Raw genomic sequence first — 21,744 nt, forward strand, 5'->3', positions numbered from 1 at the left:
GCGGCGGTTTCGGACATTGCCGTCACTGCGCAAGCGCAGCAACGGCAAAATTACTGCCCCAATGCAGTTATCACACTCACCTGGCTCTGCTGTTCCGTCGTCTGCGCGATGGACAATGCATCCTCGGCCTCCAACTGTGCGCGCTGCACTTGCAGCGTATCGATGAACGGCGTCTCCCCTGCCCGCCAGGCGCGATTGATCTGCTCGTAGGCAGACCGAGCGCTTGAGGCCGCGCTTTCCAGCCGGGCCACTCGGTCTCGGTTCCGAGCCGACGCAGCAACTGCACTCTCGACCTCGGCGACTGCCCTGAGCACAACCGCACGATACGCGAAAAGCGCCTGCTCCGCTTCCGCGCGCCGCAGCATGACCACGCTGCGGCGGCGGCCGCCATCGAAGATTGGAGCGCCTGCGCCCGCGCCCAGCATCCAGGCAATCGAGCGAGCCAGCGTCGCGCCAGAAAATCCGTCGACCACGCCGCCGATTGCGCCAACCAATTGCAGGTGCGGCAGCAAGTCCGCCTCCGCCACGCCAACCCTAGCGTACGCAGCGACCACTCTGGCCTCGGCCGCCCTGACGTCCGGACGCCGGCGCAACAGGTCCGCTGGCGTGCCAATGCCCGCCGGCGGCGTCCACCGCGGCCGCGCCGAGAGCGGCTCCATCTGCTCGTAGACGTCCTTTGGCGTGGCCGCCACCAAGATGGACAGACGATGCAGCGCGTTCTGCCGCTCCAGTTCGAGCAATGGCAACTGGGCGAGGGTCGTCTGTGCCTGGGCTTGCGCGCGGTCGACATCCGCCAGCGGCAGCGCACCGGCCTCGAACATCAGGCGGGTGAGCTTCTCCGTCTCCGTCTGGTTGCGTGCGTTCTCGCTGACCAGCGCCAGCCGGTACTCCAGGCTGCGCGCTGCGAGATAGGTCTGCACCACCTCGGCGGTCACGGCGATCCTGACTGCCTGCGCCGATTCCTGTGCGGAACGCACATCGGCGTCCGCCGCTACCACGCCCTGCCGGATACGCCCAAAGATATCGATCTCCCACGCTGCGTCCAGGCCTGCACCAAACGTGTTGGCGGTGCTCGGGAAGCCCAATGGCGCTTGCGCGGCGGACTGCCTTTGCCTCCCGGCGTCAAGGGTCAGACCGATGTCCGGCAGCCCCTGCGCGGCGGCACCGGCACGCAATGCACGGGCCGCATCAATGCGGGAAACCGCCGTCTTCAGGTCCAGGTTCTCAGCCAGGGCGGACATAACCAGCTTGTCCAGCACGGGATCCTTGAAGCCCTGCCACCAGTTGGCGAGGTCCGGAATGCTCGCACTGCTGGTCAACGACGCATTGGCATAGTCATCCGACAGCGGCAATGGCGTGGGCGTTGTCAGCTGAGGACTGGCGCAGGCCGTCAGCAGTGCCGCCGTTGCCAGTAAAGCCGGTATCAAGCGTATCGCTTTCATTCCGCCACCTCCTTCGCCAGCATCGGCCCGACGGCCAGTGGCGTCTTCCGACGCGTAGCCAGCTTGCGAATGCCCACATAAAAAACGGGCGTAAAGAGTAGGCCAAACAACGTGACGCCAATCATGCCAAAGAATACGGCGGCGCCCACTGCCTGGCGCATCTCGGCACCCGCCCCCTCGGAGAGCACCAGCGGCAGCACCCCCAGGATAAAGGCGAGCGAGGTCATGATGATGGGGCGCAGCCGTTGCTGGCATGCCTCCACCACCGCCTCGATCAAGGCGACGCCCTGCATCTCGAGCTGCCGTGCGACTTCCACGATCAGGATCGCGTTCTTTGCCGCCAGCCCGACCAGCACGATGAAACCGATCTGCGTGAGGATATTGATATCCTGCCCCATGCTCTTAACGCCCAGCGAGGCTGCTAGCAGGCACATAGGCACAATCAGCAGGATCGATACCGGCAGGCTCCAGCTGCCATACTGCGCGGCAAGCACGAGGTAGACCAGCAGCACGCACAGCGGGAAAACCAGCAGGCCGGAATTTCCCGCCGTGGTCTGCTGATAGGACAGGTCCGTCCATTCGAAGGCAATGCCCGGAGGCAAGACTTCACCGGCAAGTTTTTCCATGGTCTTGATCGCATACTCGGAACCAAGTCCAGGCTCGGTATCGCCGCTGATCTCGGTGGCGGGATAGAGGTTGTAACGCGGGGCCCGATCTACGCCCGGCTTTTCCTCGATACGCGTCACGCTTCCGATCGGCACCATGTTCCCGTCCTTGTTCCTCACCTTCAGGCGCGCCAGGTCTTCGGCAGTTACACGGAACGGCAAGTCTGCCTGTGCAGTGACCCGGTAGGTGCGACCGATGATGTTGAAGTCGTTGATATAGGTGGACCCGAAGTACGTCTCCACCGCATCGTTGATCTCCTGGCTTGGCACGCCGAGCATTTCCGCCTTCTCGCGATCCAGTTCGACGAAGACTTGCGGCGTGGCAGCGGAATAGGGTGAGTAAACCCCGACCATACCGGGAGTCTTGTTAGCCGCCGCGATCAGGTCTTCGGTTGCCTTGGCCAGGGCCGCGGTACCAAGACCGCCACGGTCCTCCAGGCGCATGGCGAAACCGCCCGTGCTCCCGAGCCCCTGCACCGGTGGTGGCATGGCGACCACGATCGACGCTTCCGTGATTCCCGCAAGACGGCCGCGCAAATCTGCAGCGATCTTCTCGATGGTGAGACCCAGCGGCTTACGCTCGGCCCACGGCTTGAACACGGGGAACAGGCCGGCATTGTTGGCGGAGTTGGTGCCTGTTGCCGCAGAGACGCCGGAGAAAACAGGCACCCTCGCCACACCCGGAACTTGCAGGGCAATGTCCTCGATCTTTCTCGCCATTCCGCTGGTGCGTTCCAGTGTGGCGCCGTCCGGCATCCGGACAAGTACCACTAGGTAGCCACGGTCCTGCTGCGGGATAAAGCCCTTCGGCGTCGATGCCAGCAGATAGATAGTCGCGCCGATCAGCAGCACATACAGGCACAGCATCGCCGGTATCACGGCCACGACGCGGCGAACCAGCCGCCCGTAAGCTTCGGACAAGCGCTGGAATCCCTGGTTGAACCCCGCTGCCACGCGCTGGGCGCGCCGGCGCAGCCCGGCCAGCTGACCACCTGAGGCCACATGCTCCTCACCATGCTCGTGCCGCTTCAGGATCGCCGCCGCCAGTGCCGGAGACAGCGTAATCGAGCTGAAGAACGAAATCGCGGTGGATACGGCGATGGTCACGCCAAATTGCCGGAAGAACTGCCCCGAGATGCCGGTGATGAAGGCGGTGGGCACGAACACCGCGCAAAGCACCAGCGTGATGGCGAACAAGGCGCCACCTACCTCCTTCATTGTCAGCAGCGTCGCGTCCCTCGGGCTTGCGCCGGTAGCCAGGTGGCGCTCGACGTTCTCCACCACGACGATGGCGTTGTCCACCACGACGCCCACCGCCAGGACTAGGCCAAACAGCGTCAGGTTATTGATCGAATAACCTAGCATCGCCATCACCGCGAAAGTCCCCACCAGCGACACCGGAATGGCGAGAATCGGAATGATGGAGGGCCGCCATCCCTGCAGGAAGACCAGGACCACGAGCACGACCAGTATCACCGCCTCGTAGATAGTCTTCACCAGTTCGTCAATACTGTCACCGATGAACTCCGTCGGGTTGTAGCCGATGTTGTAGACAATACCCTTGGGGAAGTCCTTGCTGAGTTCGGCCATCTTCTTCTGCACAGCCGCCATGGTGGCTACGGCGTTCGCACCCGGCCGCTGCAACACCTGAAGGGCAATGGTGGGATTGCGCAGCATATAGCTGTCGGTGGCGTAGGCGAGCGCGCCGACTTCCACGCGGGCGACATCTTTGAGACGGACCACACGCCCGGCCTCGCCCTGCTTGACGACGATATTGCTGAAATCGGCGGGTTCCTTCAGACGCCCTTCGAAGATGAGGTTCGGCTGGAAGGCCTGGGAAGTGATCGGCGGCTGTGCCACAACACCGCCCGCAACCTGCGTGTTCTGCGCGCGCACCGCCGCTATCACGTCGCCCGGGCTGAGGTTGAACGAGGCAACTCGCTCCGGATCCAGCCAAATGCGCATCGAGTATTCACGCGCACCCAACGGATTGATATCGCCAACGCCGTCGATGCGCTTGAGGGCATCGGCCACGTTGCGAATGGCGTAGTTCGAGACGTAGAGCTGGTCGAAGCTCTTATCTGGCGAATAGAGGAAGATGGTAGCCAACTGGGTCGGCGACGACTTGCGCACGGAGACCCCGCTGCGCTGGACAGGTTCCGGCAAGCGCGGTGTGGCCAGCGCGACACGGTTCTGCACCAGCACCTGCGCCTTGTCCACGTCGGTGCCAGGCTTGAAGGTGACGGTGATATTAAGGCCGCCGTCGGAGGTGGTCTGGCTGTACATGTAGATCATGTCCTCCACACCGTTGACCTCCAACTCGATCGGCGTCGACACCGTCTCTGAAACCGTTTCGGCCGAAGCGCCAGGATAGCTGGCCTGGATCACCACGGTGGGAGGGGCGATCTCGGGGTACTCCGACACAGCGAGTGAAAAGTAGGCCAGGCCACCGACGATGGTCAGGACGATGGACAGCACGATGGCAAGTACCGGCTGCTCCACGGATATGCGGCCGATATTCATGGCTTGGCCTCCGGCGCGTCTTGCTTCGCAAGTGTAGGCTCCGGGGCCCGGACCAGGGACTTGACGGTCTCGCCGGCACGCACACGCTGGAAACCTTCGACGACGATGTTATCACCCGCATGCAGCCCTGACGAAATCTCCCGCATGTTGCCAAACAACTTGCCCAACGTCACTGCACGCACTTCAACCGTCTGGTCCGGCTTGACGAGGTAGAGCACGCGGCGGGTGGCGTCAGTGGCGACGGCGGCATCGGGCACCAGCAGCGCGTCATGCGGCGTGCTGCTGGAAAGCTCAACGCGGCCGAACTGGCCAGGACTCAACGCGAGTTTCGGATTCGGCACCCTGGCGCGCTGCCTGAGAGTCCCGGTGGAACCGTCGAGGCGATTCTCGATGAAGTTCATCTTGCCGATGAGGGTGGGCCGCAGATCACCGGGCAGCGAGATCAAGACTTCCTGCCCGGTCCCCACGCCCCCGCCTTGGCCGGAAGGTCCTTGTGCCCGGGTGTACCTGAGATAGCTCTGCTCATCGACATCGAAATAGATATCGATGGGATCCTGCGAAACAATGGTGGTCAGCGCCGTGGCCGCGCTGTTGCCGCCATTGATCAGGTTCCCCTCGCTGACCTGCTTGCGGCTGATCCGGCCTGACATCGGCGCGGTGACGCGAGTGAAGGACAGATCGAGCCTGGCTCTGGCAAGCGCGCCTTCGGCGCTGGTAACCTCCGCCCGGGCACCCTGCACGGCCTGCTTGCGCTGGTCGAACAAGCTCGTCGCTATCGTGTTGGTCTGGATCAGCACATTGGCCCGCTGAAACTCCTGTTCGCTCAGGCTGAGTTGCGACCGCGCCTTGGCAAGCGCGCCCTCCGCCTCCATCACCGCAGCCTGAAAGGGCCGCGGGTCGATGACAAAGAGGAGGTCACCTTTCTTGACGAAAGCCCCGTCCTGGAAGGCGATCTTCTCGAGATAGCCGCTGACTCGCGAGCGCACTTCCACCGTATCGGTGGCTTCGAACCGGCCCGTATAGATGTCCACGTCCTTTACTTCACGCGCGACCGGCTTGCTGACCGTGACCGTCTGCAGCGCTGGCCTGCTCGCGTCGTCCGACTTGCAGCCGGACATCGTTGCCAAGACAGCCATTGGCAAAGCGGCAAGCGCGGCTCCCCGCACCAGCCGCCTGGTCCATAGATTCTGTTTCATTGGGATTCCTGTACGCATTCCCATGCGCGATATGCAGTTCGCTCGCAAGCGCACCCCTTCGTATTTTTCGATTTCGTCCCCGTCGCCAGCGCAGGGTGCACATTCGGGCGGCACGATTGCCCAGGATGTCACTGTGCTGGCGGATCCGCGAAGCGGTGCGCCCGCTATCGGGACGGCTTACGCACGCGCACCGTCGGTGAAGGGATCGGCCTGGCCACGGGCACCGTCGGTGAAGGGGTCACGCTGACGCGCTGGGTCCGCAGACGGTCCACTGCGGTCGAGTCCCGCAATGCGTTCGATACGCGCACCATCCGTGAACGGATCGACGCGAGTGCGGACACCATCGGTGTAGGGATCGCGCTCGCGTGCAGGGTCAGCAGACGGCCCGCTGCGGTCGAGTCCCGCAATGGTTTCGATACGCGCACCATCCGTGAACGGATCGACGCGAGTACGAGCGCCATCGGTGTAAGGATCGCGCTCGCGTGCAGGGTCAGCAGACGGCCCGCTGCGGTCAAGTCCCGCAATGGTTTCGATACGCGCACCATCCGTGAAGGGATCGACGCGAGTACGAGCGCCATCGGTGTAGGGATCGCGCTCGCGCACAGCAACACCATGCGTGGCGGTGTTGTGCGCGGCCTTGTCCACGGAGTTGTCTGGGTAGGCTGCCTGCGCGGTTCCCGCGAGAAGAGCGGCGGCAAGGCTGGCGGCGGTAATAAGGAACTTGGCATTCATGATGATCTCCGTGTCGGGTTACGGTGTTTGACCGCTCGCTACAAGCGGGTTGTCCGGCATGGCTTCCTGGATCAGGACCTGCCGTACGCTGCGGAACGAAGTATGGTCAGTCCGCGCCACAAGAAAAACCGTGTCGCGCGCAGAAGAGACTTGAATCCGAGGCAACAATGCCCGGCGGCCCTTGCCGCGGAGGCACATCCAAAGCCGCCAGCTTCCTAGCCGTTCTCCCGCGCTCCGCTGTTCTCCAGCGCAGGGCGCACATCGACATATCCTTGACCTGGACGCAAGAATCATTTGCCCGCAGCGGGGTTTTTTCGGAACCCGGGTTCTCCCGATAATCGCCACATCTTGCCGGCAACGCGGCCGGAGCAACCCCAAGGGTCTTCATGCTGGCCGGCTCCTCGTGGCGGCTTTCAGCCTAACCCTTCCTACTTGCGAGAGAACCATGCTTTTCACTCCCTACCGCTTCGGCAACATCGAGATGCCCAACCGCATCGTCATGCCTCCTATGACCCGCTCGCGGGCTGGCGTCGGCGACATCGCCACCGACCTCATGGCCGAGTACTACAGCCAGCGCGCTAGCGCAGGCTTGATCATTTCCGAAGGCACGCAGATCAGCAGGCAAGGCCAGGGCTATGCCTGGACCCCCGGCATCTACAGCACGGAGCAGGTGCGCGGCTGGCGCAGGGTCACCGACACGGTGCATGCCGCCGGCGGCAGAATGTTCGCGCAACTCTGGCATGTGGGCCGGATTTCGCACACGTCACTGCAGCCGGACAATGCCGCGCCGGTTTCGTCATCGGCGCTGGTCGCGAATGGCGTCAAGGTATTCGTCGATCCGGAGGGACGCGGCCCGCAAGCCGGCGTCGGCGAGATGATCCAGCATTCCACGCCGCGTGCGCTTGCCGTCGACGAAATCCGGAGCATCGTCGCGGACTATGCCAGCGCCGCGCGCAACGCGCTGGAGGCTGGCTTCGACGGCGTCGAACTACATGGCGCCAATGGTTACCTGATCAACCAGTTCATCGATTCGCAAGCCAATGCCCGTGATGACGAATACGGCGGTTCGCTGTCCAATCGGCTGCGCTTCCTCAAGGAAGTGGCCCAGGCCGTGGCCGACGTGGTTGGAAAGGAACGCATCGGTGTGCGGCTGGCGCCGTTGACCACCCTGCAAGGCGCGGTCGACGACACGCCGGAAGCCACCTACCTCGCCGCTGCGCATGCGCTCGGGCAGATCGGTGTTGGCTACATTCATATCGCCGAGGCGGACTGGGAAGATGCCCCGGTGATGCCGGCGGCGTTCAAGGAAGCGTTGCGCGCCATCTATCCGGGCACGCTAATCTATTCCGGCAACTACACCCTGGCGCGTGCCGAGCAAGCGCTGACCAATGGCTGGGCGGACCTGATCGGCTTCGGCCGCGCGTTTGTCGCCAACCCGGATCTGCCCTACCGCCTGCAGCACAAGCTGCCGCTCAGTGTGGGCGACCGCTCCAAGTACTTCGGGGGTGCTGCTGCCGGCTATACAGACTACCCGCGCTACACCGCCGCCTCGCTCGAAACCAAGGCCGCCGCATAGGCCGGCACACAAGGAATCGCCATGCCATCCGCATTGGAAAAACTGACCGCCGGCGGCTTCAGCATCGGAGCCGAATTGCCGCTGGACAATGACTGGTCGCCTGCCGGCGACCTTGCGCGCCGCCAGGCCGGCCGCCTGCCCGGAGAGCCGGACCTGGCCCGGCACGGTGAGTTGGCCAGGTTGGCAGATCAACTCGGTTTTCGCGCGCTGTGGGTGCGGGACGTACCGCTCTATGACCCGCAGTTCGGGGATGCCGCGCAGGTCTTCGAGACCTTCAGCTACCTGGGCTACCTGGCGGGCGTGACCGAGCGCATCCTGCTCGGCACGGCCGCGGTGGTGCTGCCGCTGCGCGAACCAGTGCTGACACTGAAATCCTCCGCCACAGTAAATCATCTCAGCAACGGCAGGCTACTGCTAGGGGTGGCCAGCGGCGATCGCCCCATCGAATACCCGGTCTTCGGCCGCGACTTCGAACACCGCGGCGAGGCCTTCCGCAAGCAGGTAGCACTGTTGCGCGACGCGGGCGCGGCCGAGTTGCCCGCTGGCGTCAAGGTATTGCCGCGCCTTCATAAGCCATTGCCCCTGTTGGTAGCAGGACTGGCCCAGCAGACCCCCTCTTGGGTAGGTGAGCATATGGACGGGTGGCTTGCCTATCCCGGCACGCCGGAAGACCATACGCGCCGCAGCGTGCTCTGGCGCAGCGTGGCCGGCGCGAAGCCTTACATCAGCTTTATCCATCTTGACTTGCTGGACCATGCGAACGCGCCGCTGCAACGCCAGCGCTTTGGCGCGGCAGTTGGCCGCAACGGCCTGATTGCCGAGCTCCATGCCATGCGCGAAGCCGGCGCCGGACATATCGGCCTGCACTTCCGCCGCAGCCACCGGCCGGTGCGGGAAGTCATGGAGGAAATCGCGGCGCATGTACTGCCGCACTTTCACGACGACGCGCGCATCGCCAATGCTCAGCCAGAAACCGCCTGAGGAACCCCAGATGCATCAACCTACCGACGATCGCCAGTCCTCCCCGCACGAATACCTTGCCTGGACCTGGTCCGAGACAGGCGAGCCCTCGGCCTTGAAGCTGCAGCGCAAGGCGATGCAGTTGCCCGGGGCTGACGAAGTACTGCTGGCAAACCGCATCATCGCCCTGAATCCGGTGGACTGGAAGATGATCGAATGGGGCCACGCCGCGTGGCGCCCAGGCCACGTACCCGGCGTCGACGGCCTCGGCAGCATCGCAGCGCTGGGAGACGGCGTGCGGCTGCCTGTCGGAGCCCGCTTTGCCTACCACCAGGACCTGGCGCGCGACGGCAGCTTTGCCGAATACACCTGCCTGCGCGCCGAATGCCTGTTGCCGGTGCCCGAAAACGTGAGCGACGAACTCGCCGCTAGCCTGCCCTGTCCTGGGCTGACCGCCTGGCAAGCGCTGCAAAAAGTGCCCGACGCGCCGGCGCGCGACGTGCTGGTGAGCGGCGCGGGCGGCAGCGTTGGCTTGATCCTCGTCCAGTTGGCGCTCGCGCGCGGCTGGCGGGTCTGGGCCGCTGCCTCGACGAGGCATCACGCCCGGCTCACCGCCCTTGGCGTGGCCGGCGCCTTTGACTACCGCGAGCTGGGCTGGCTCGACCGACTACAGGCCGTGCTCGGCACGCGCAGGCTGTACGCCGCATTCGATACGGTCAGCGGCGACCATGCCCGCTCGCTGGCCGCTCGACTCGGCTACAACGGGCATCTGGTCTGCATCCAGGACCGCCAGGAGCAGGCACCACTGCCCGCCTTCACTAGTGCGATCTCGCTTCATGAGGTAGCGCTCAACAGCGCCCATGCCTTCGCAGCCGCACAGGACTGGCAAGAGTGGCGGGGCGCCGGCCTCAGGCTGTTCGAGCAGCTTCGCGGCGGCAATCTGCAGTTGCCGGAGACCACCATGTACGATTTCGCTGCGCTGCCCGCAGCACTGGCAGCCCTCAAGGCAGGGGATGCCCAAGGCAAGCAGCTGATCCGACTCTGACCGCCGCTCCGTAGCGTCGCCGAGGCCGTGCCCACCCCCAAGATGGGCACGGCTGCGGTGTGTTGGAGTCTCGTTGCCACCAGTAAGCCACTCGGCCTGGAACCGGCAATTGCCGTCCTGGCCAGCCGGCCGTATGGGATAGATTCCGGGATGACGGGTAGATGGGCATTGCGTATGATATATGATGTGTCCTTAAACATCCCCTATCGAGGCAAGACGTCATGAGAGAACTAGCGCGTGTGGAGAAGAGCAATCTGTCTTCACGCGTCTATGACCAGATCCGGTCCGCACTGATGAGTGGCAAGTACGTTCCAGGCGAACGATTGCGCGTGGCGGAACTGGCCCAATCGCTGGGAACGAGCAGCACTCCCGTGCGTGAGGCAATCTTCCGGCTCGTCAGCGAACAAGCCCTGACGATGACAGCGGCAACATCAATCACGGTGCCCGAGCTCGATGCGGATACGGTGTCCGAGATCCAGTTGATGCGCACCCTTCTCGAAGGCGCCGCCGCGGAAGCGGCCGCACTTCGGGTGACGCCGCAGGAAATCGCCCGGCTGCGCAAGACGCATGAAGCGTTCATCAAGGCGGTGGCAACCAGCCCGCGCGAAGCAGCAAGCCAGAACCGCAAATTCCATTTCGAACTGCTGGCGGCCTCGCATCTGCCGAACCTGTTTTCGGTCGTCGAGAGCATGTGGGTACGCATGGGCCCCCTGCTACACGTCTTTCACACCGAACTGCAAGCCAGCCGGGAAAGCCTGGACGAGCATCCGCACTACCGTGTGCTAGAAGGACTAACGAAGCACGACGCGAAGATGGCATCGGGCGCAATACGCGACGACATTCAGTGGGGCAGGACCGTTTTGCTGAATTGGATGGCCACACGGGAAGAAGAAGAAACTGCCTGACCGCCGTAAACGCGACGCCTAACGGGCCTCGCGTCGAGAGCCGGGCGTCACGCGAGTACGCCCGGCATTGCCTCTTCCGCAGAAGTCGAGACTCCACGGATTACCGCGTCAAGCTCCGTTTATGACTTTGGTTTCCAGGAAGTCCTCAAATCCGTACTCGCCCCACTCCCGCCCGTTGCCCGACTGCTTGTAGCCGCCGAACGGCGCATCGAACGATTGTCCGGCACCGTTCAGGTGGACCATCCCCGCTCGCAGATCCTTCGCTACTGACTTCACGATCGCATCGTCGCCCTGCACATACGCTGCCAGTCCATATGGCGTGTCATTGGCGATAGCGATCGCTTCATCAAGATCCTGATAGGGAATCATGGCCAGAACCGGACCGAAGACTTCCTCGCGCGCGATCCGCATGTCATTGTGGACGTCCGCAAACACCGTTGGCTTCACGTAGTAGCCGTCGCTAAGGCCTTCTGGCAGTCCTAGCCCACCGCTTATCAACGACGCGCCTTCGTCAATGCCCACACCGATCAGCGATTGCACTTTGTCATACTGGACCGCCGATGAAACCGGTCCAATATGGTTGCCCCGCTCGCGCGGCCGGCCAACGCGGATTGACTCCGCAGTCTCCTGCGCAATCCTGACCGCCGCGTGGTAGTCCTTGTGCGACACCAGCATACGCGTCGGCGCGTTGCAGGACTGGCCGCTATTGGACATGCAATGCTGAACACCGGCGGCAACGTAGCGTTGCAGGTCGGCGCCCTCCAGAATCAGGTTCGGCGACTTGCCGCCTAGCTCCTGGGTCACCCGCTTGACCGACGGAGCCGCACTCATAGCAATGGCGACGCCTGCGCGTGTGGAGCCGGTAAAAGAGACCATATCGACGTCTCGATGCGCCACCAGCGCGGTTCCCGCCGTTGCTCCCTCACCGTTGATCATATTAAAGACGCCTGGTGGCAAGCCAATCTCGTCGATCATCTCCGTCCAGAGCAGCGCACTCAGCGGCGCAATCTCACTGGGCTTGAGCACCATCGTGCATCCGGTAGCCAATGCGGGCACAACCTTGCAGGCGATCTGATTGACCGGCCAGTTCCATGGTGTGATCAGCGCGCACACGCCGATCGGCTCCCTGACCACTTCGCCGCCTTCCACGGCACGCCGGAAGCGGAAACTCCGCAGTGCCTTGATCCCAGCCTCAAGATGCCCCTGACCGGTACGTGCCTGTTGCTCGACTGCAAAGTCGATTGGCGCGCCCATTTCCTCGGAGATCATACGCGCCACCTCCTGGTAGCGACGATTGTAGACTTCCAGCAGCTTTACGAGCCACTGCTCGCGCTGTTCGAGGGAGGTTTTCGAAAACGTCCGGAATGCCGCCTTTGCGGCTGCCACCGCGTCGTCGACATCTTGCGCCGATGCCGCAGAGATCGTCGCGATAATCTCTTTGTCACCGGGATGGTCGACCACGATCTCCGCGGTCGCATTTGGGGATAGCCAATGTCCGTCGATGTAGAATTTTCTTGTGTCTACCATGCCATTCTCCAGAGTGGTGTTTCGGCCGGCTGCGTGCCGCGCCGCTGCCGGCCGCGTCGCATGATTGAACCTTGTAATCATGCATCTAAAATATGAGTCGAAATTTCCATGCAGGTGAGCCATCCGTCTACGCTTGCACAAACGGCGAACCCGATATCTCGCCTCGTTTGTGGCTATCTGTAAGCGCACATGCGCGCTTGAACATGCCGTCCGCTAGACCGCGATTCTTTCGAGTGCCGGCTTGCCCAATATCAGGTCCGCCCCTTTCTCCCCGATCATGATGGACGCGGCGTTGGTATTGCCCGAGATCAGATTCGGCATAATCGACGCATCGATGACACGCAGGCCACTGATGCCCGTGACACGCAACTCCGGATCTACGACCGACTCGCCATCGATCCCCATCTTGCACGTGCCGACAGGGTGGTAAACGGTCTTGGCACGCTTGCGAATGTACTGAAGGAGGTCTTCGTCGCTGTGCGATCCTTGCCCTGGCAACGCCTCTTCGCTCGTATAGGCACGCAATGCGGATTGCCCGAGAATCTCGCGAGCCTTGCGCAAGCCCTTGACGGCGAGACGGCAGTCTTCTGGGTGCTGCAGATATTTCGGATCCAGCGACAGCGGCGCGTCGGGATTCGCGCTGTTAAGCTGGATTTCGCCGCGGCTCATTGGCCGCAACACACACGGGTTGATGGTCGCGCCGGCTTTCTTGATGTGCTCCTGATCCAGGTCGAGAAAAACGATGGGCACGAAATGCATCTGGATATTCGGCCTTTCGTTCGGGTCATCCACATTCACGAAGGCGCACGCCTCAGTGACGTTCGACGCCACCGGGCCGCTCTTGAACAGCAGGTACTGCATGCCGTTCTTCACCATGTTGAGAGCACTGTCCTGGCCGTAGTATCCGTATGGGCCCGTGCAGTAGGAGACCGTCGGAAACTCCGCGTGATCCTGCAAGTTGCCACCAACGCCGGGCAGATCCTGCGTTACCGGTATGCCGTGACGGCACAGGGCATCCGCCGGACCGATGCCCGAGAGCATCAACAGCCGCGGCGACTGCACGGAGCCACCCGACAGGATCACCTCCTTGCAGCCCTTGAGCTGCTCCGTACGGCCTTTATGACGATACTCGACGCCGATTGCCCGTCCTCCTTCGATCAGGATACGATCCACCCGCACACCGGTCAGGATGGTAAGTCTCCCGCTGATTTCGGCGCGCCTTAGATAGGCAACCGCGGCACTGCAGCGGCGCTGGTCTCGCGTCGTGACCTGGTTGAAGCCCACCCCGTTCTGCCGCGCGCCGTTGAAGTCGTGCGTAAACGGAATGCCAGCTTGCTGCCCGGCACGCACGAAGGCACTGGACAGCTCGCAGCGCTGCCCCAGATCCGATACCCCAAGAGGTCCGCCGACGCCGTGGTAGATATTGTTCAGCCGCTCGTTGTCTTCAGCCCGCTTGAAGTACGGCAGCACTTCCTCGTATGACCAGCCGGCACAGCCAAGACGCGACCATTCGTCGTAGTCCTCTCGTTGTCCGCGAACATAGATTAGTGCATTGACCGAGCTGCCGCCCCCGAGGGTTCGTCCCTGCGGCACGATGCGCGATCTCGAATCGAGCCCCGGTTGCGGAACGGTTTCATAGTGGTACAACAAATCCGTCGACAAGAGCCGGGTAAAGCCTGCCGGAATGTGGATCAGCGGATGGCGATCTCTAGGACCTGCCTCGAGCAGCAGCACCCGGGCGCCGGCCTCGATCAGACGTCCAGTCACGGCGCTACCGGCAGAGCCGCCGCCGATCACGATGTAGTCGTACATTGAGTGTGTCTCCTATGCAGATTATTGCGAGGCCTACGCAGGGCCTACGCTTGCCTGTTACGTAAGTTTCTTCTCCCGCGGACGTCTCTTTCAATGCTTGCGCACCCAGCCGCGCGGCAAGACACACCTGTCTCGCCGCGACCCTGGGCGGACGTCAGGGCAAACCCCAGTTATGCCTGATGATGGATGATATATCATGCATTCGATGTCGTATAGGGCAAAACCAATCGCACCATTGACGGTGGAGCGAACGCGCAACGCGTACCCCGTCCCCTGTCCGGATGGCGCCTTCCAACGACCCAGGTCCATTGCATCATTCAATCGATTGAGGAGACACAAATGAAGCACAGATTCGACCGCGCATTGCCGGCAATGGCGCTGGTCGCTACGCTAGCCATGGCCCATGGCGTGCAGGCAAAAGAGAAGATTTACACCTTACTCCCCAATACAGCCTTATCGGGCGTGGTCGACCCGGATATGCCGGATCGCAACGCGATCCGCAAGGCCTGGCCGAAGAAGCCCGCCGACCCGAAGCAGATCCGGATCGGCTGGACCGAAATTACGATGGGCAACCCGTGGTTCGTCGAGATCGTCAAGGGTGCGAAGCAGACGTCGGCGAAATACGGTTTTGCGCTGGACGTACAGGTATCGGACGGCGACCTGCAGCGCCAATGCGCGCAGATCGAGAGCTTCGTGACGCGGAAGATGGATGTGATCGTGGTCAATCCGACCGACACGCTGGGCGTCGCCGCCTGCATCAACCGTGCAGTGGATGCGGGTATCCCCGTCATCGCCGTCGGCACGGTTCCCGACGCCAGCGCCCGCATTCTCACCACGCTCCTCGCCAGCGCTTACGGCAACGGATTTGAAGCCGGCCGCTACGTGGCACGCGATGCCGGCAAGCAAACACCGTTGAATGCGGCGGCCATCATCGGCGTGCTCGGCAATTCAACGTCCGAGAGCCGGTTGAACGGCATGATATCCGGCATCGTCTATGAACGCTCGGTCCAGCGGGGCACGACGATCAGCAAGGAAGGTGCGATGCTACGCGGCTTCAACCTCTTCCAGGAACTGAAGAAAGCCGGCCGACTCGATGCGGCCGACCTGAGCTTCAAAGTTGCGGCGATCGGCGTAGGGAAGTGGACCGAGGAAGGCGGGCTGTCTGCGGCCGAGGACATTCTTTCCGCGCACGGCGACCGCCTCAACTACATACTGGCCGAGAACGACTTCATGGGGCTCGGCGCCCTTCGCGCAGTCGGCGGCTCCGGGCGCAAAGGCCAGATCAACATAGCCTCGGCTGCGGATGGATTTCGCATTGCGCTCGATCAGGTCAAGAAAGGCAATCTGCTAGTGACCGGAATGTGCTCGGGTGAAGAAAACGGCGTAGCTGCCGTGGAGTTCATCAACCAGATCTTCAACAAGGGCCTCGACGCGAACAATCTGCCGATGGGCTCCACGTTCCCGGCCGGGATCATCACGCGTGACAACGTGGAGCGGCTGATGGATCCGGACAAGAACAACATGTTCTTCAAGTATTCGGTCCCCCCGGTCAAGACGATCCCACAGCTCCGCGCGGAAGCGAAAGCTACCTGACATCCAGCGCGGCGTCCCACTAAGCATAGACGCCGCCTCACAGCAGCCTCACCGGGGAGACAATGAACAACCAATTGACTATGCGCGGCATCAGCAAGCGCTTTGGGGGGGTGCAGGCATTGCGAAATGTCAGCCTCGAAGCCGAAGGCGGCCAGGTACATGCGCTGATGGGCGAGAACGGTGCTGGAAAATCGACCCTGATGAAGATCCTGTCCGGCGCGTACGCGCCCGACGACGGCGAGATCTTGCTTGGCGGGCAGCAACTCTCGATAGACAGCCCTCATGCGGCGCGCGAACATGGCATCTCGGTCATTTACCAGGAATTCTCGCTGGCTAAACACCTGTCCGTGGCCGAGAACATCTACCTTCATGACCTTGGCGCAGGCACCCCGATCGTAAGGTGGTCCAAACTGAAAGCGCGGGCACAGCAGCAACTCGACGCACTCGGCTTTGGCGAACTGGACGTATCGAGACCAGTATCCGAGCTGTCAATCGCTGAACAGCAGATCGTCGAGATCTGCAAGGCGTTGTCGCGACCGTCACGCGTCCTGGTATTCGACGAGCCCACCGCTGTACTGACAGAACGCGAAACCAAGCGGCTCTTCAAACTGATCGAGCGGTTAAAACGCGATCGAGTCTGCATCATCTACATCTCGCACCGGCTGGAGGAGATCTTCCACCTGTGCGACGTAGCGACCGTGTTGAAAGACGGTGCCTACGTCACAACTGTCAAGATCGGCGATATCGACGAAGCTCAGCTTGTGCACCTGATGGTCGGCCGGGAGCTCGGCGACCTCTTTCCACTGCGCGACGCGACGATCGGCAAGCCGGTGCTGGAGGTGCGCAACCTGCTTGCGGGGGACAGGGTCCGCGACGTGTCGTTCGAAGTACGTGCCGGCGAGGTGCTGGGATTCAGCGGCCTGGTCGGCTCCGGACGCACAGAAACAATGCGGGCGATCTTCGGCGCTGACCCCAAGGACGCCGGGCAGATCCGGCTTGACGGCCAGGTAATCGAGTGCAGGCGGCCGCGCCACGGCGTCCTAAACGGCATCGGCATGCTGCCCGAAGACCGCAAACAGCAAGGCGCACTGCTTGACCTGTCGATCCGGGAGAACGCGATGATGAAACCACGCAACAGCCAGGCGCGAATGGGCTGGTGGCTCGATCACGACGCCGAACTTCAGGAAACGCAAGCGCTGCTCAAGCGATTGCGCGTCAAGGCGCGCGACACCGAGATCGAGGTCTCGAGCCTGTCTGGTGGCAACCAGCAGAAGGTGGCACTGATGAAATGGGTGTCAGCGAAATGCAAAGTCTTGATACTCGATGAGCCCACCCGTGGCGTGGACATCGGCGCCAAGATCGAGATCTATCAAATCATCAATCAGCTAGCGGAGAGCGGCGTCGCGATCATTGTTGTCTCATCCGACATGCCGGAAATCATAGGCCTGTGCGATCGCGTTCTGGTGATGCGGACGGGCACGATTGCAGGGGAACTCAGCGGTCCTGCAATCAACGAAAAATCGCTGATCTCGCTCGCAATGGGAGTCAGATAATGGAAGGTGTCATGCAAGCAAGTCGTCCGCGGACGCCGCTCTTGAAAGGGGTGGTTCGCCATAACGCATTGATCATGCTGGTTGCGCTGTTCGTCGTATCCAGCATGATGTCAAGCGCATTCCTGAGCCAGGGAAACCTGTTCAACCTCCTCAGGCAGCTGACGCCGCTGCTGTTCGTGAGCGTGGGCATGCTTCTGGTCATCAACACTGGCGGCATCGACCTCTCTGTCGGCTCGATTGCTGCGGCCGGAGGCCTGTTGGTCGCGATGCTGCTGCCAGTCATGCCAGCCGAGGGGGCAGGCGGACTACTTCTCGCGGTCTGTCTTACGCTTCTGCTAGGTGCGCTATTTGGCGCGGTGAGCGGCGGTCTGGTCACGGTGTTCGGCCTCGCACCATTTATCGTCACACTGGCGATGATGACCATCGTACGCGGCATCACGTTCATGTTGTCCAACGGGCAACCGATGATGTTGCCGTACGACCTGCCGTCGGCAGAGATGCTCAACGCATTTGGCAGCAGCGGCCTGCCCGTAGCCGGCATTCCCTGGCCGGTCGTCCTGGCCATCCTCGTCATCCTCGCCTTCTATTTCATTACGACCCGCACCACGTTCGGACGCATGGTCATCGCGACCGGCAGCAACGAGACTGCGGTCAGATTGGCTGGCATCTCGGAACGGAAGTACAAGTTCTACGTCTACGTGATTTCTGGAGCGCTAAGCGCGCTTGCCGGGATGATATACACCGCACGTACCGGAGTCGGCACGCCTATCACCGGCGTGGGACTCGAATTGGATGGCATCGCGGCATGCGTGATCGGCGGCGCATTGCTGTCGGGGGGCAAGGGCACCGTTGTAAACACCGTCATCGGCGTACTGGTACTGGGACTGATCGGAAACGTGATGAATCTCATGAGCGTGCCGGTCTACCCGCAGCAGATCATCAAGGGCGCGATCATCGTGTTAGCGGTCCTTCTCCAGCGTATCGGCAACCGCTAGGCGATATGTGACACGGAGCCGGTGATCGCCATACATTGACCGGCGTCCTCTTGCGACCCGCCTGCAATCCGGTACGCCGGCATGCTTAGCCGAGGTGCAGATCCAGATCGCGCGAGCGCATTACATGTTTGCCATCAATCGAGGAGACAAAAATGAGAGTCAAACGAAGTAGGCTCGGTGCGGCTTTGGCCTTGGGCGTGGCGCTCACTGCAAGTTCCGCCGTTAATGCGAAGGAGAAGATCTATACGCTCCTGCCCAGTACCGCCTTGTCCGGTGTCCTCGACCCAGACATGGCGGATCGTATCGGCGTGAACAAGGCATGGCCAAAGAAGGTGGTAGACCCCAGGAGCCTGAAGATCGGCTGGACCGAGATCACAATGGGCAACCCGTGGTTTGTCGAACTCATCAAGGGCGCGCGGCAAGCCTCATCGAAGTACGGTTTCGCCCTTGACGTGCAGGTGGCCGACGGTGACCTGCAGCGCCAGTGCTCGCAGATCGACAATTTCGTCACGCGCAAGATGGACGTCATAGTCGTCGATCCAACCGATACGCTAGGCGTATCCGCGTGCATCAATCGCGCCGTCGACGCCGGCATTCCCGTGGTTACCGTTGGAACGATTCCAGACGCCGGCGCTCGCGTGCTGACGACGATTCTCGCCAATGCATACGGAAACGGCTTCGAAGCGGGGCGCTATGTAGCACAAGCCACCGACAAGAGCGCGCCGATCAATGCGGCGGTCATCATTGGCGTAGTGGGCAACTCGACTTCCGAAAGCCGCATCAATGGCATGATCTCCGGCATTGTGTATGGCCGCTCCCAGGCGTTAGGCGCCCCCATAAACAAGGAAGCTGCCATGTTGCGCGGCTTCAATCTCTTCCAAACGCTGAAGAAGACCGGGAAGCTAGATGCCCCCGACCTGGGTTTCAGGATCGCCTCCATGGGCGTAGGGAAATGGACCGAAGAGGGTGGCCTGACCGCTACCGAGGACATCCTGTCCGCGGAGGGCGACAAGCTTAACTTCATCCTCTCGGAGAACGACTTCATGGGCCTGGGTGCATTGCGTGCGATCAATGGCATGGGCAAAGTGCGGCAGATCAGTATCGCGAATGCTGCGGGCGGTTTTCGCAGAGAGTTGGAGGAGATCAAGAAGGGCAACATTCTGGTCACCGGCAAGAATTCAGGTGAACAGAATGGCGTCGCGGCGATCGAGTTCGTCAACGACGTGTTTAACAAGCATCTAGACGCGAGCAATCTGCCGATGGGTTCCGGCTTTCCGCCGGGCATCATCACCAGGGATAACGTCGATCAGATGATTGATCCGAACAAGGCCAATCAGTTTTTCAAATACACCATCCCGCCGGTGAAATCGATTCCCGAAATCCGCGCGCATGCCTCAGCGAAGTGATCGCGGAAGACGCGGCGACATCTCATATGTTGCCGCGTCGCCGCGCATGGTCGCATTAAGGGCACGGCGTCTCTGTCCAGTATTTCCGTGATCGGCGAGACTTTCCTTCTCACATCTTTACTTCGATTCTCTCTCTGGAGCCAACGAATTGGAACACATAACCGATAGCTTTCGCCCCACCCTCTTCTCCGGGCGCCGGGTTCTTGTATCCGGTGCGTCCAGCGGCATTGGACTGGCAATAGCCCAGGGCTTCGCCGCGCTCGGAGCTGAGGCTTTTGCCACAGGCAGTTCGCAACAGAAGCTGGATACGCTGCGCTCGAATAGCATGCTTGAGCCAATCCGATTCGAACAGCTCGATGTTCGCGATGCGGGAGCCATCCAGGCATTCGCAAGGAGCCTGGACCGGCTTGATATCCTGGTCAATGCTGCAGGTGTCGCGCGTCCCTTCGAGGAGTATCGCGACGATGTGTTTTGCGACGTGCTGGATGTGAACCTCACCAGTGCAATGCGTCTCTCGATGGCGGTCCGGCCACTTCTGGAACAGTCGGGCGGATCGATCATCAATATCGCGTCAATGCTGAGCTATCTCGCCGATGGCGACGTGCCCGCCTACTGCGCGAGCAAGACCGGGATAGTCGGCCTCACGCGATCGCTCGCGCATGCATTTGGCGGAGCCGGCGTTCGCGTCAATGCGATCGCGCCTGGCTATCACCGGACGAACATGACGCGTGTCTTCTGGGAAACACCGGAGACTGCCGAGCGCATCTCCGCGCGTAGTGCGTTGAAGCGCTGGGGCGAGGTGGATGATCTGGTCGGAGCCGCGTTGTTCTTGTCGTCCCCCGCCGCAGCGTTCGTTACCGGCGTTACGCTTCCTGTCGACGGCGGCTACGTGTCGGGATGAAATCCCGACATTCTTCAGAATTGCGGGCTTTCAGAGCCGGTCATCGGGTCACTAGGTAAATTGGTACCGGTGAAGATCGTCGTCCAGTCGCATCACGTCAGTACCTGGACGCCTCTACTGCACACGAAGTCGAGTCCGATGCGACGACAGCCGGCTGCGGGCGGCTGTCGTCGAGCACCACAATCAGGCGATGCCGAATCCTCCGTCCACAGGCAGGATTACCCCCGTCACATAGTGCGCGTCTTCCGAGCACAAGAACCGCGTCACGCGCGCGACATCGCCAGGCGTGCCCCAGCGGCGCATCGGCAGCCGCGCCATGATGGCGGCGCTGCGCTCAGGATTGTCGAGCGCACCGGCCGACAGCCGCGTGCGGATCCAGCCCGGTGCGACGGCGTTCACCCGGACGCCGTGCGGTGCGAGGGCCACGGCATACGAACGGGTCAAGCCGAGAATGCCGGCCTTGCTCGCAGCATAGGCGGGGTTGTTCGCCGAGCCGAAGTAACTCCACATCGAGGCAATGTTCACCACCGCCCCCTGGGCACGCACCAGGCGCTCCTGCAGCACGCTGGTCAGGATCTGCGACCCGTTCAGATTAACATCGACGACGGCTCGAAATCCCTCTGGCGTGAACTCCTTGCCCTCGTGCCGGATGATGCCAGCGGCATTGACCAGCACCGATACGTCATCCAGATCTTCCGTCACCGCCCGGACAGCTTCAACCGAGGTCACGTCGAGCTTGCGGTAGGTCAGCGCGTCAGGCAGGTCCGGATCCGCATCCATGCCAAGGCAGACGACCCGCATGCCTGCCGCGTTGAGTTCCTCGGCAATGGCCCTGCCGATGCCTGTTCCACCGCCCGTCACCACTGCAACACGTTGCTCCATACTAGAAGGCTCCTTTCCAGATTTCAGATCA

The 21,744-nt window shown here is 62.0% G+C and carries 16 protein-coding genes; 9 read left to right on the forward strand and 7 right to left on the reverse strand.

Annotated features, from left to right (window positions below; translation table 11 throughout):
* Positions 1-50 precede the first annotated feature (50 nt).
* From AC1DQR_RS27550 to AC1DQR_RS27565, 4 genes are all read right to left on the reverse strand, one after another.
* Positions 51-1,442, reverse strand: a complete 1,392-nt coding sequence (locus AC1DQR_RS27550) for an efflux transporter outer membrane subunit (RefSeq protein WP_477134116.1) — start codon at positions 1,440-1,442, stop codon at positions 51-53.
* Positions 1,439-4,630 (reverse strand): efflux RND transporter permease subunit, encoded by a 3,192-nt coding sequence (locus tag AC1DQR_RS27555; protein ID WP_477134117.1) that lies wholly within the window; start codon positions 4,628-4,630, stop codon positions 1,439-1,441. Before AC1DQR_RS27555 ends, AC1DQR_RS27550 begins: the two co-directional genes overlap by 4 nt.
* Positions 4,627-5,826: an efflux RND transporter periplasmic adaptor subunit gene (locus AC1DQR_RS27560; protein ID WP_477134118.1), complete on the reverse strand. Its 1,200-nt coding sequence runs from the start codon at positions 5,824-5,826 to the stop codon at positions 4,627-4,629. Before AC1DQR_RS27560 ends, AC1DQR_RS27555 begins: the two co-directional genes overlap by 4 nt.
* 177 nt (positions 5,827-6,003) lie before the next feature.
* Positions 6,004-6,558: a copper resistance protein CopQ gene (locus AC1DQR_RS27565; protein ID WP_477134119.1), complete on the reverse strand. Its 555-nt coding sequence runs from the start codon at positions 6,556-6,558 to the stop codon at positions 6,004-6,006.
* A 445-nt stretch (positions 6,559-7,003) separates the two neighbouring features.
* Here AC1DQR_RS27565 and AC1DQR_RS27570 point away from each other — a divergent pair, with 445 nt between their 5' ends.
* From AC1DQR_RS27570 to AC1DQR_RS27585, 4 genes are all read left to right on the forward strand, one after another.
* Positions 7,004-8,134, forward strand: a complete 1,131-nt coding sequence (locus AC1DQR_RS27570; RefSeq protein ID WP_477134120.1) for an alkene reductase — start codon at positions 7,004-7,006, stop codon at positions 8,132-8,134.
* A 21-nt stretch (positions 8,135-8,155) separates the two neighbouring features.
* The gene (locus AC1DQR_RS27575) at positions 8,156-9,115 is read left to right on the forward strand and encodes a TIGR03571 family LLM class oxidoreductase (RefSeq protein WP_477134121.1); all 960 of its coding nucleotides are present in this window, start codon (positions 8,156-8,158) and stop codon (positions 9,113-9,115) included.
* A gap of 10 nt (positions 9,116-9,125) precedes the next feature.
* Positions 9,126-10,139 carry a zinc-binding dehydrogenase gene (locus AC1DQR_RS27580; RefSeq protein ID WP_477134122.1) on the forward strand — a complete coding sequence of 338 codons (1,014 nt, stop codon included), beginning with the start codon at positions 9,126-9,128 and terminating at the stop codon, positions 10,137-10,139.
* Positions 10,140-10,360: 221 nt separating this feature from the next.
* The gene (locus tag AC1DQR_RS27585) at positions 10,361-11,044 is read left to right on the forward strand and encodes a GntR family transcriptional regulator (RefSeq protein WP_477134123.1); all 684 of its coding nucleotides are present in this window, start codon (positions 10,361-10,363) and stop codon (positions 11,042-11,044) included.
* 108 nt (positions 11,045-11,152) lie between these two features.
* Here AC1DQR_RS27585 and AC1DQR_RS27590 read toward each other — a convergent pair whose 3' ends face one another.
* Both AC1DQR_RS27590 and AC1DQR_RS27595 read right to left on the reverse strand, forming a co-directional pair.
* Positions 11,153-12,571 carry an aldehyde dehydrogenase family protein gene (locus AC1DQR_RS27590; protein WP_477134124.1) on the reverse strand — a complete coding sequence of 473 codons (1,419 nt, stop codon included), beginning with the start codon at positions 12,569-12,571 and terminating at the stop codon, positions 11,153-11,155.
* Between the two features lie 213 nt (positions 12,572-12,784).
* Positions 12,785-14,383, reverse strand: coding sequence for a GMC family oxidoreductase (locus AC1DQR_RS27595; protein WP_477134125.1), 1,599 nt, complete (start codon positions 14,381-14,383; stop codon positions 12,785-12,787).
* Positions 14,384-14,722: 339 nt separating this feature from the next.
* Here AC1DQR_RS27595 and AC1DQR_RS27600 point away from each other — a divergent pair, with 339 nt between their 5' ends.
* From AC1DQR_RS27600 to AC1DQR_RS27620, 5 genes are all read left to right on the forward strand, one after another.
* A complete protein-coding gene (locus tag AC1DQR_RS27600) occupies positions 14,723-15,976 on the forward strand; it encodes a sugar ABC transporter substrate-binding protein (protein WP_477134126.1) in 1,254 nt (417 codons plus the stop codon).
* A 62-nt stretch (positions 15,977-16,038) separates the two neighbouring features.
* A complete protein-coding gene (locus AC1DQR_RS27605) occupies positions 16,039-17,529 on the forward strand; it encodes a sugar ABC transporter ATP-binding protein (RefSeq protein ID WP_477134127.1) in 1,491 nt (496 codons plus the stop codon).
* An 11-nt stretch (positions 17,530-17,540) separates the two neighbouring features.
* Positions 17,541-18,524 (forward strand): ABC transporter permease, encoded by a 984-nt coding sequence (locus AC1DQR_RS27610; RefSeq protein WP_477134128.1) that lies wholly within the window; start codon positions 17,541-17,543, stop codon positions 18,522-18,524.
* A gap of 152 nt (positions 18,525-18,676) precedes the next feature.
* On the forward strand, positions 18,677-19,930 hold the full coding sequence (locus AC1DQR_RS27615) for a sugar ABC transporter substrate-binding protein (RefSeq protein WP_477134129.1): 1,254 nt from the start codon (positions 18,677-18,679) through the stop codon (positions 19,928-19,930).
* A gap of 148 nt (positions 19,931-20,078) precedes the next feature.
* Positions 20,079-20,831 carry an SDR family NAD(P)-dependent oxidoreductase gene (locus tag AC1DQR_RS27620; RefSeq protein ID WP_477134130.1) on the forward strand — a complete coding sequence of 251 codons (753 nt, stop codon included), beginning with the start codon at positions 20,079-20,081 and terminating at the stop codon, positions 20,829-20,831.
* Positions 20,832-21,014: 183 nt separating this feature from the next.
* Here the strand turns inward: AC1DQR_RS27620 and AC1DQR_RS27625 are convergent, their stop codons facing one another.
* Positions 21,015-21,713, reverse strand: a complete 699-nt coding sequence (locus AC1DQR_RS27625; protein WP_477134131.1) for an SDR family NAD(P)-dependent oxidoreductase — start codon at positions 21,711-21,713, stop codon at positions 21,015-21,017.
* Between the last annotated feature and the right edge of the window lie 31 nt (positions 21,714-21,744).

This window comes from Cupriavidus sp. 05L411, from assembly GCF_056398045.1.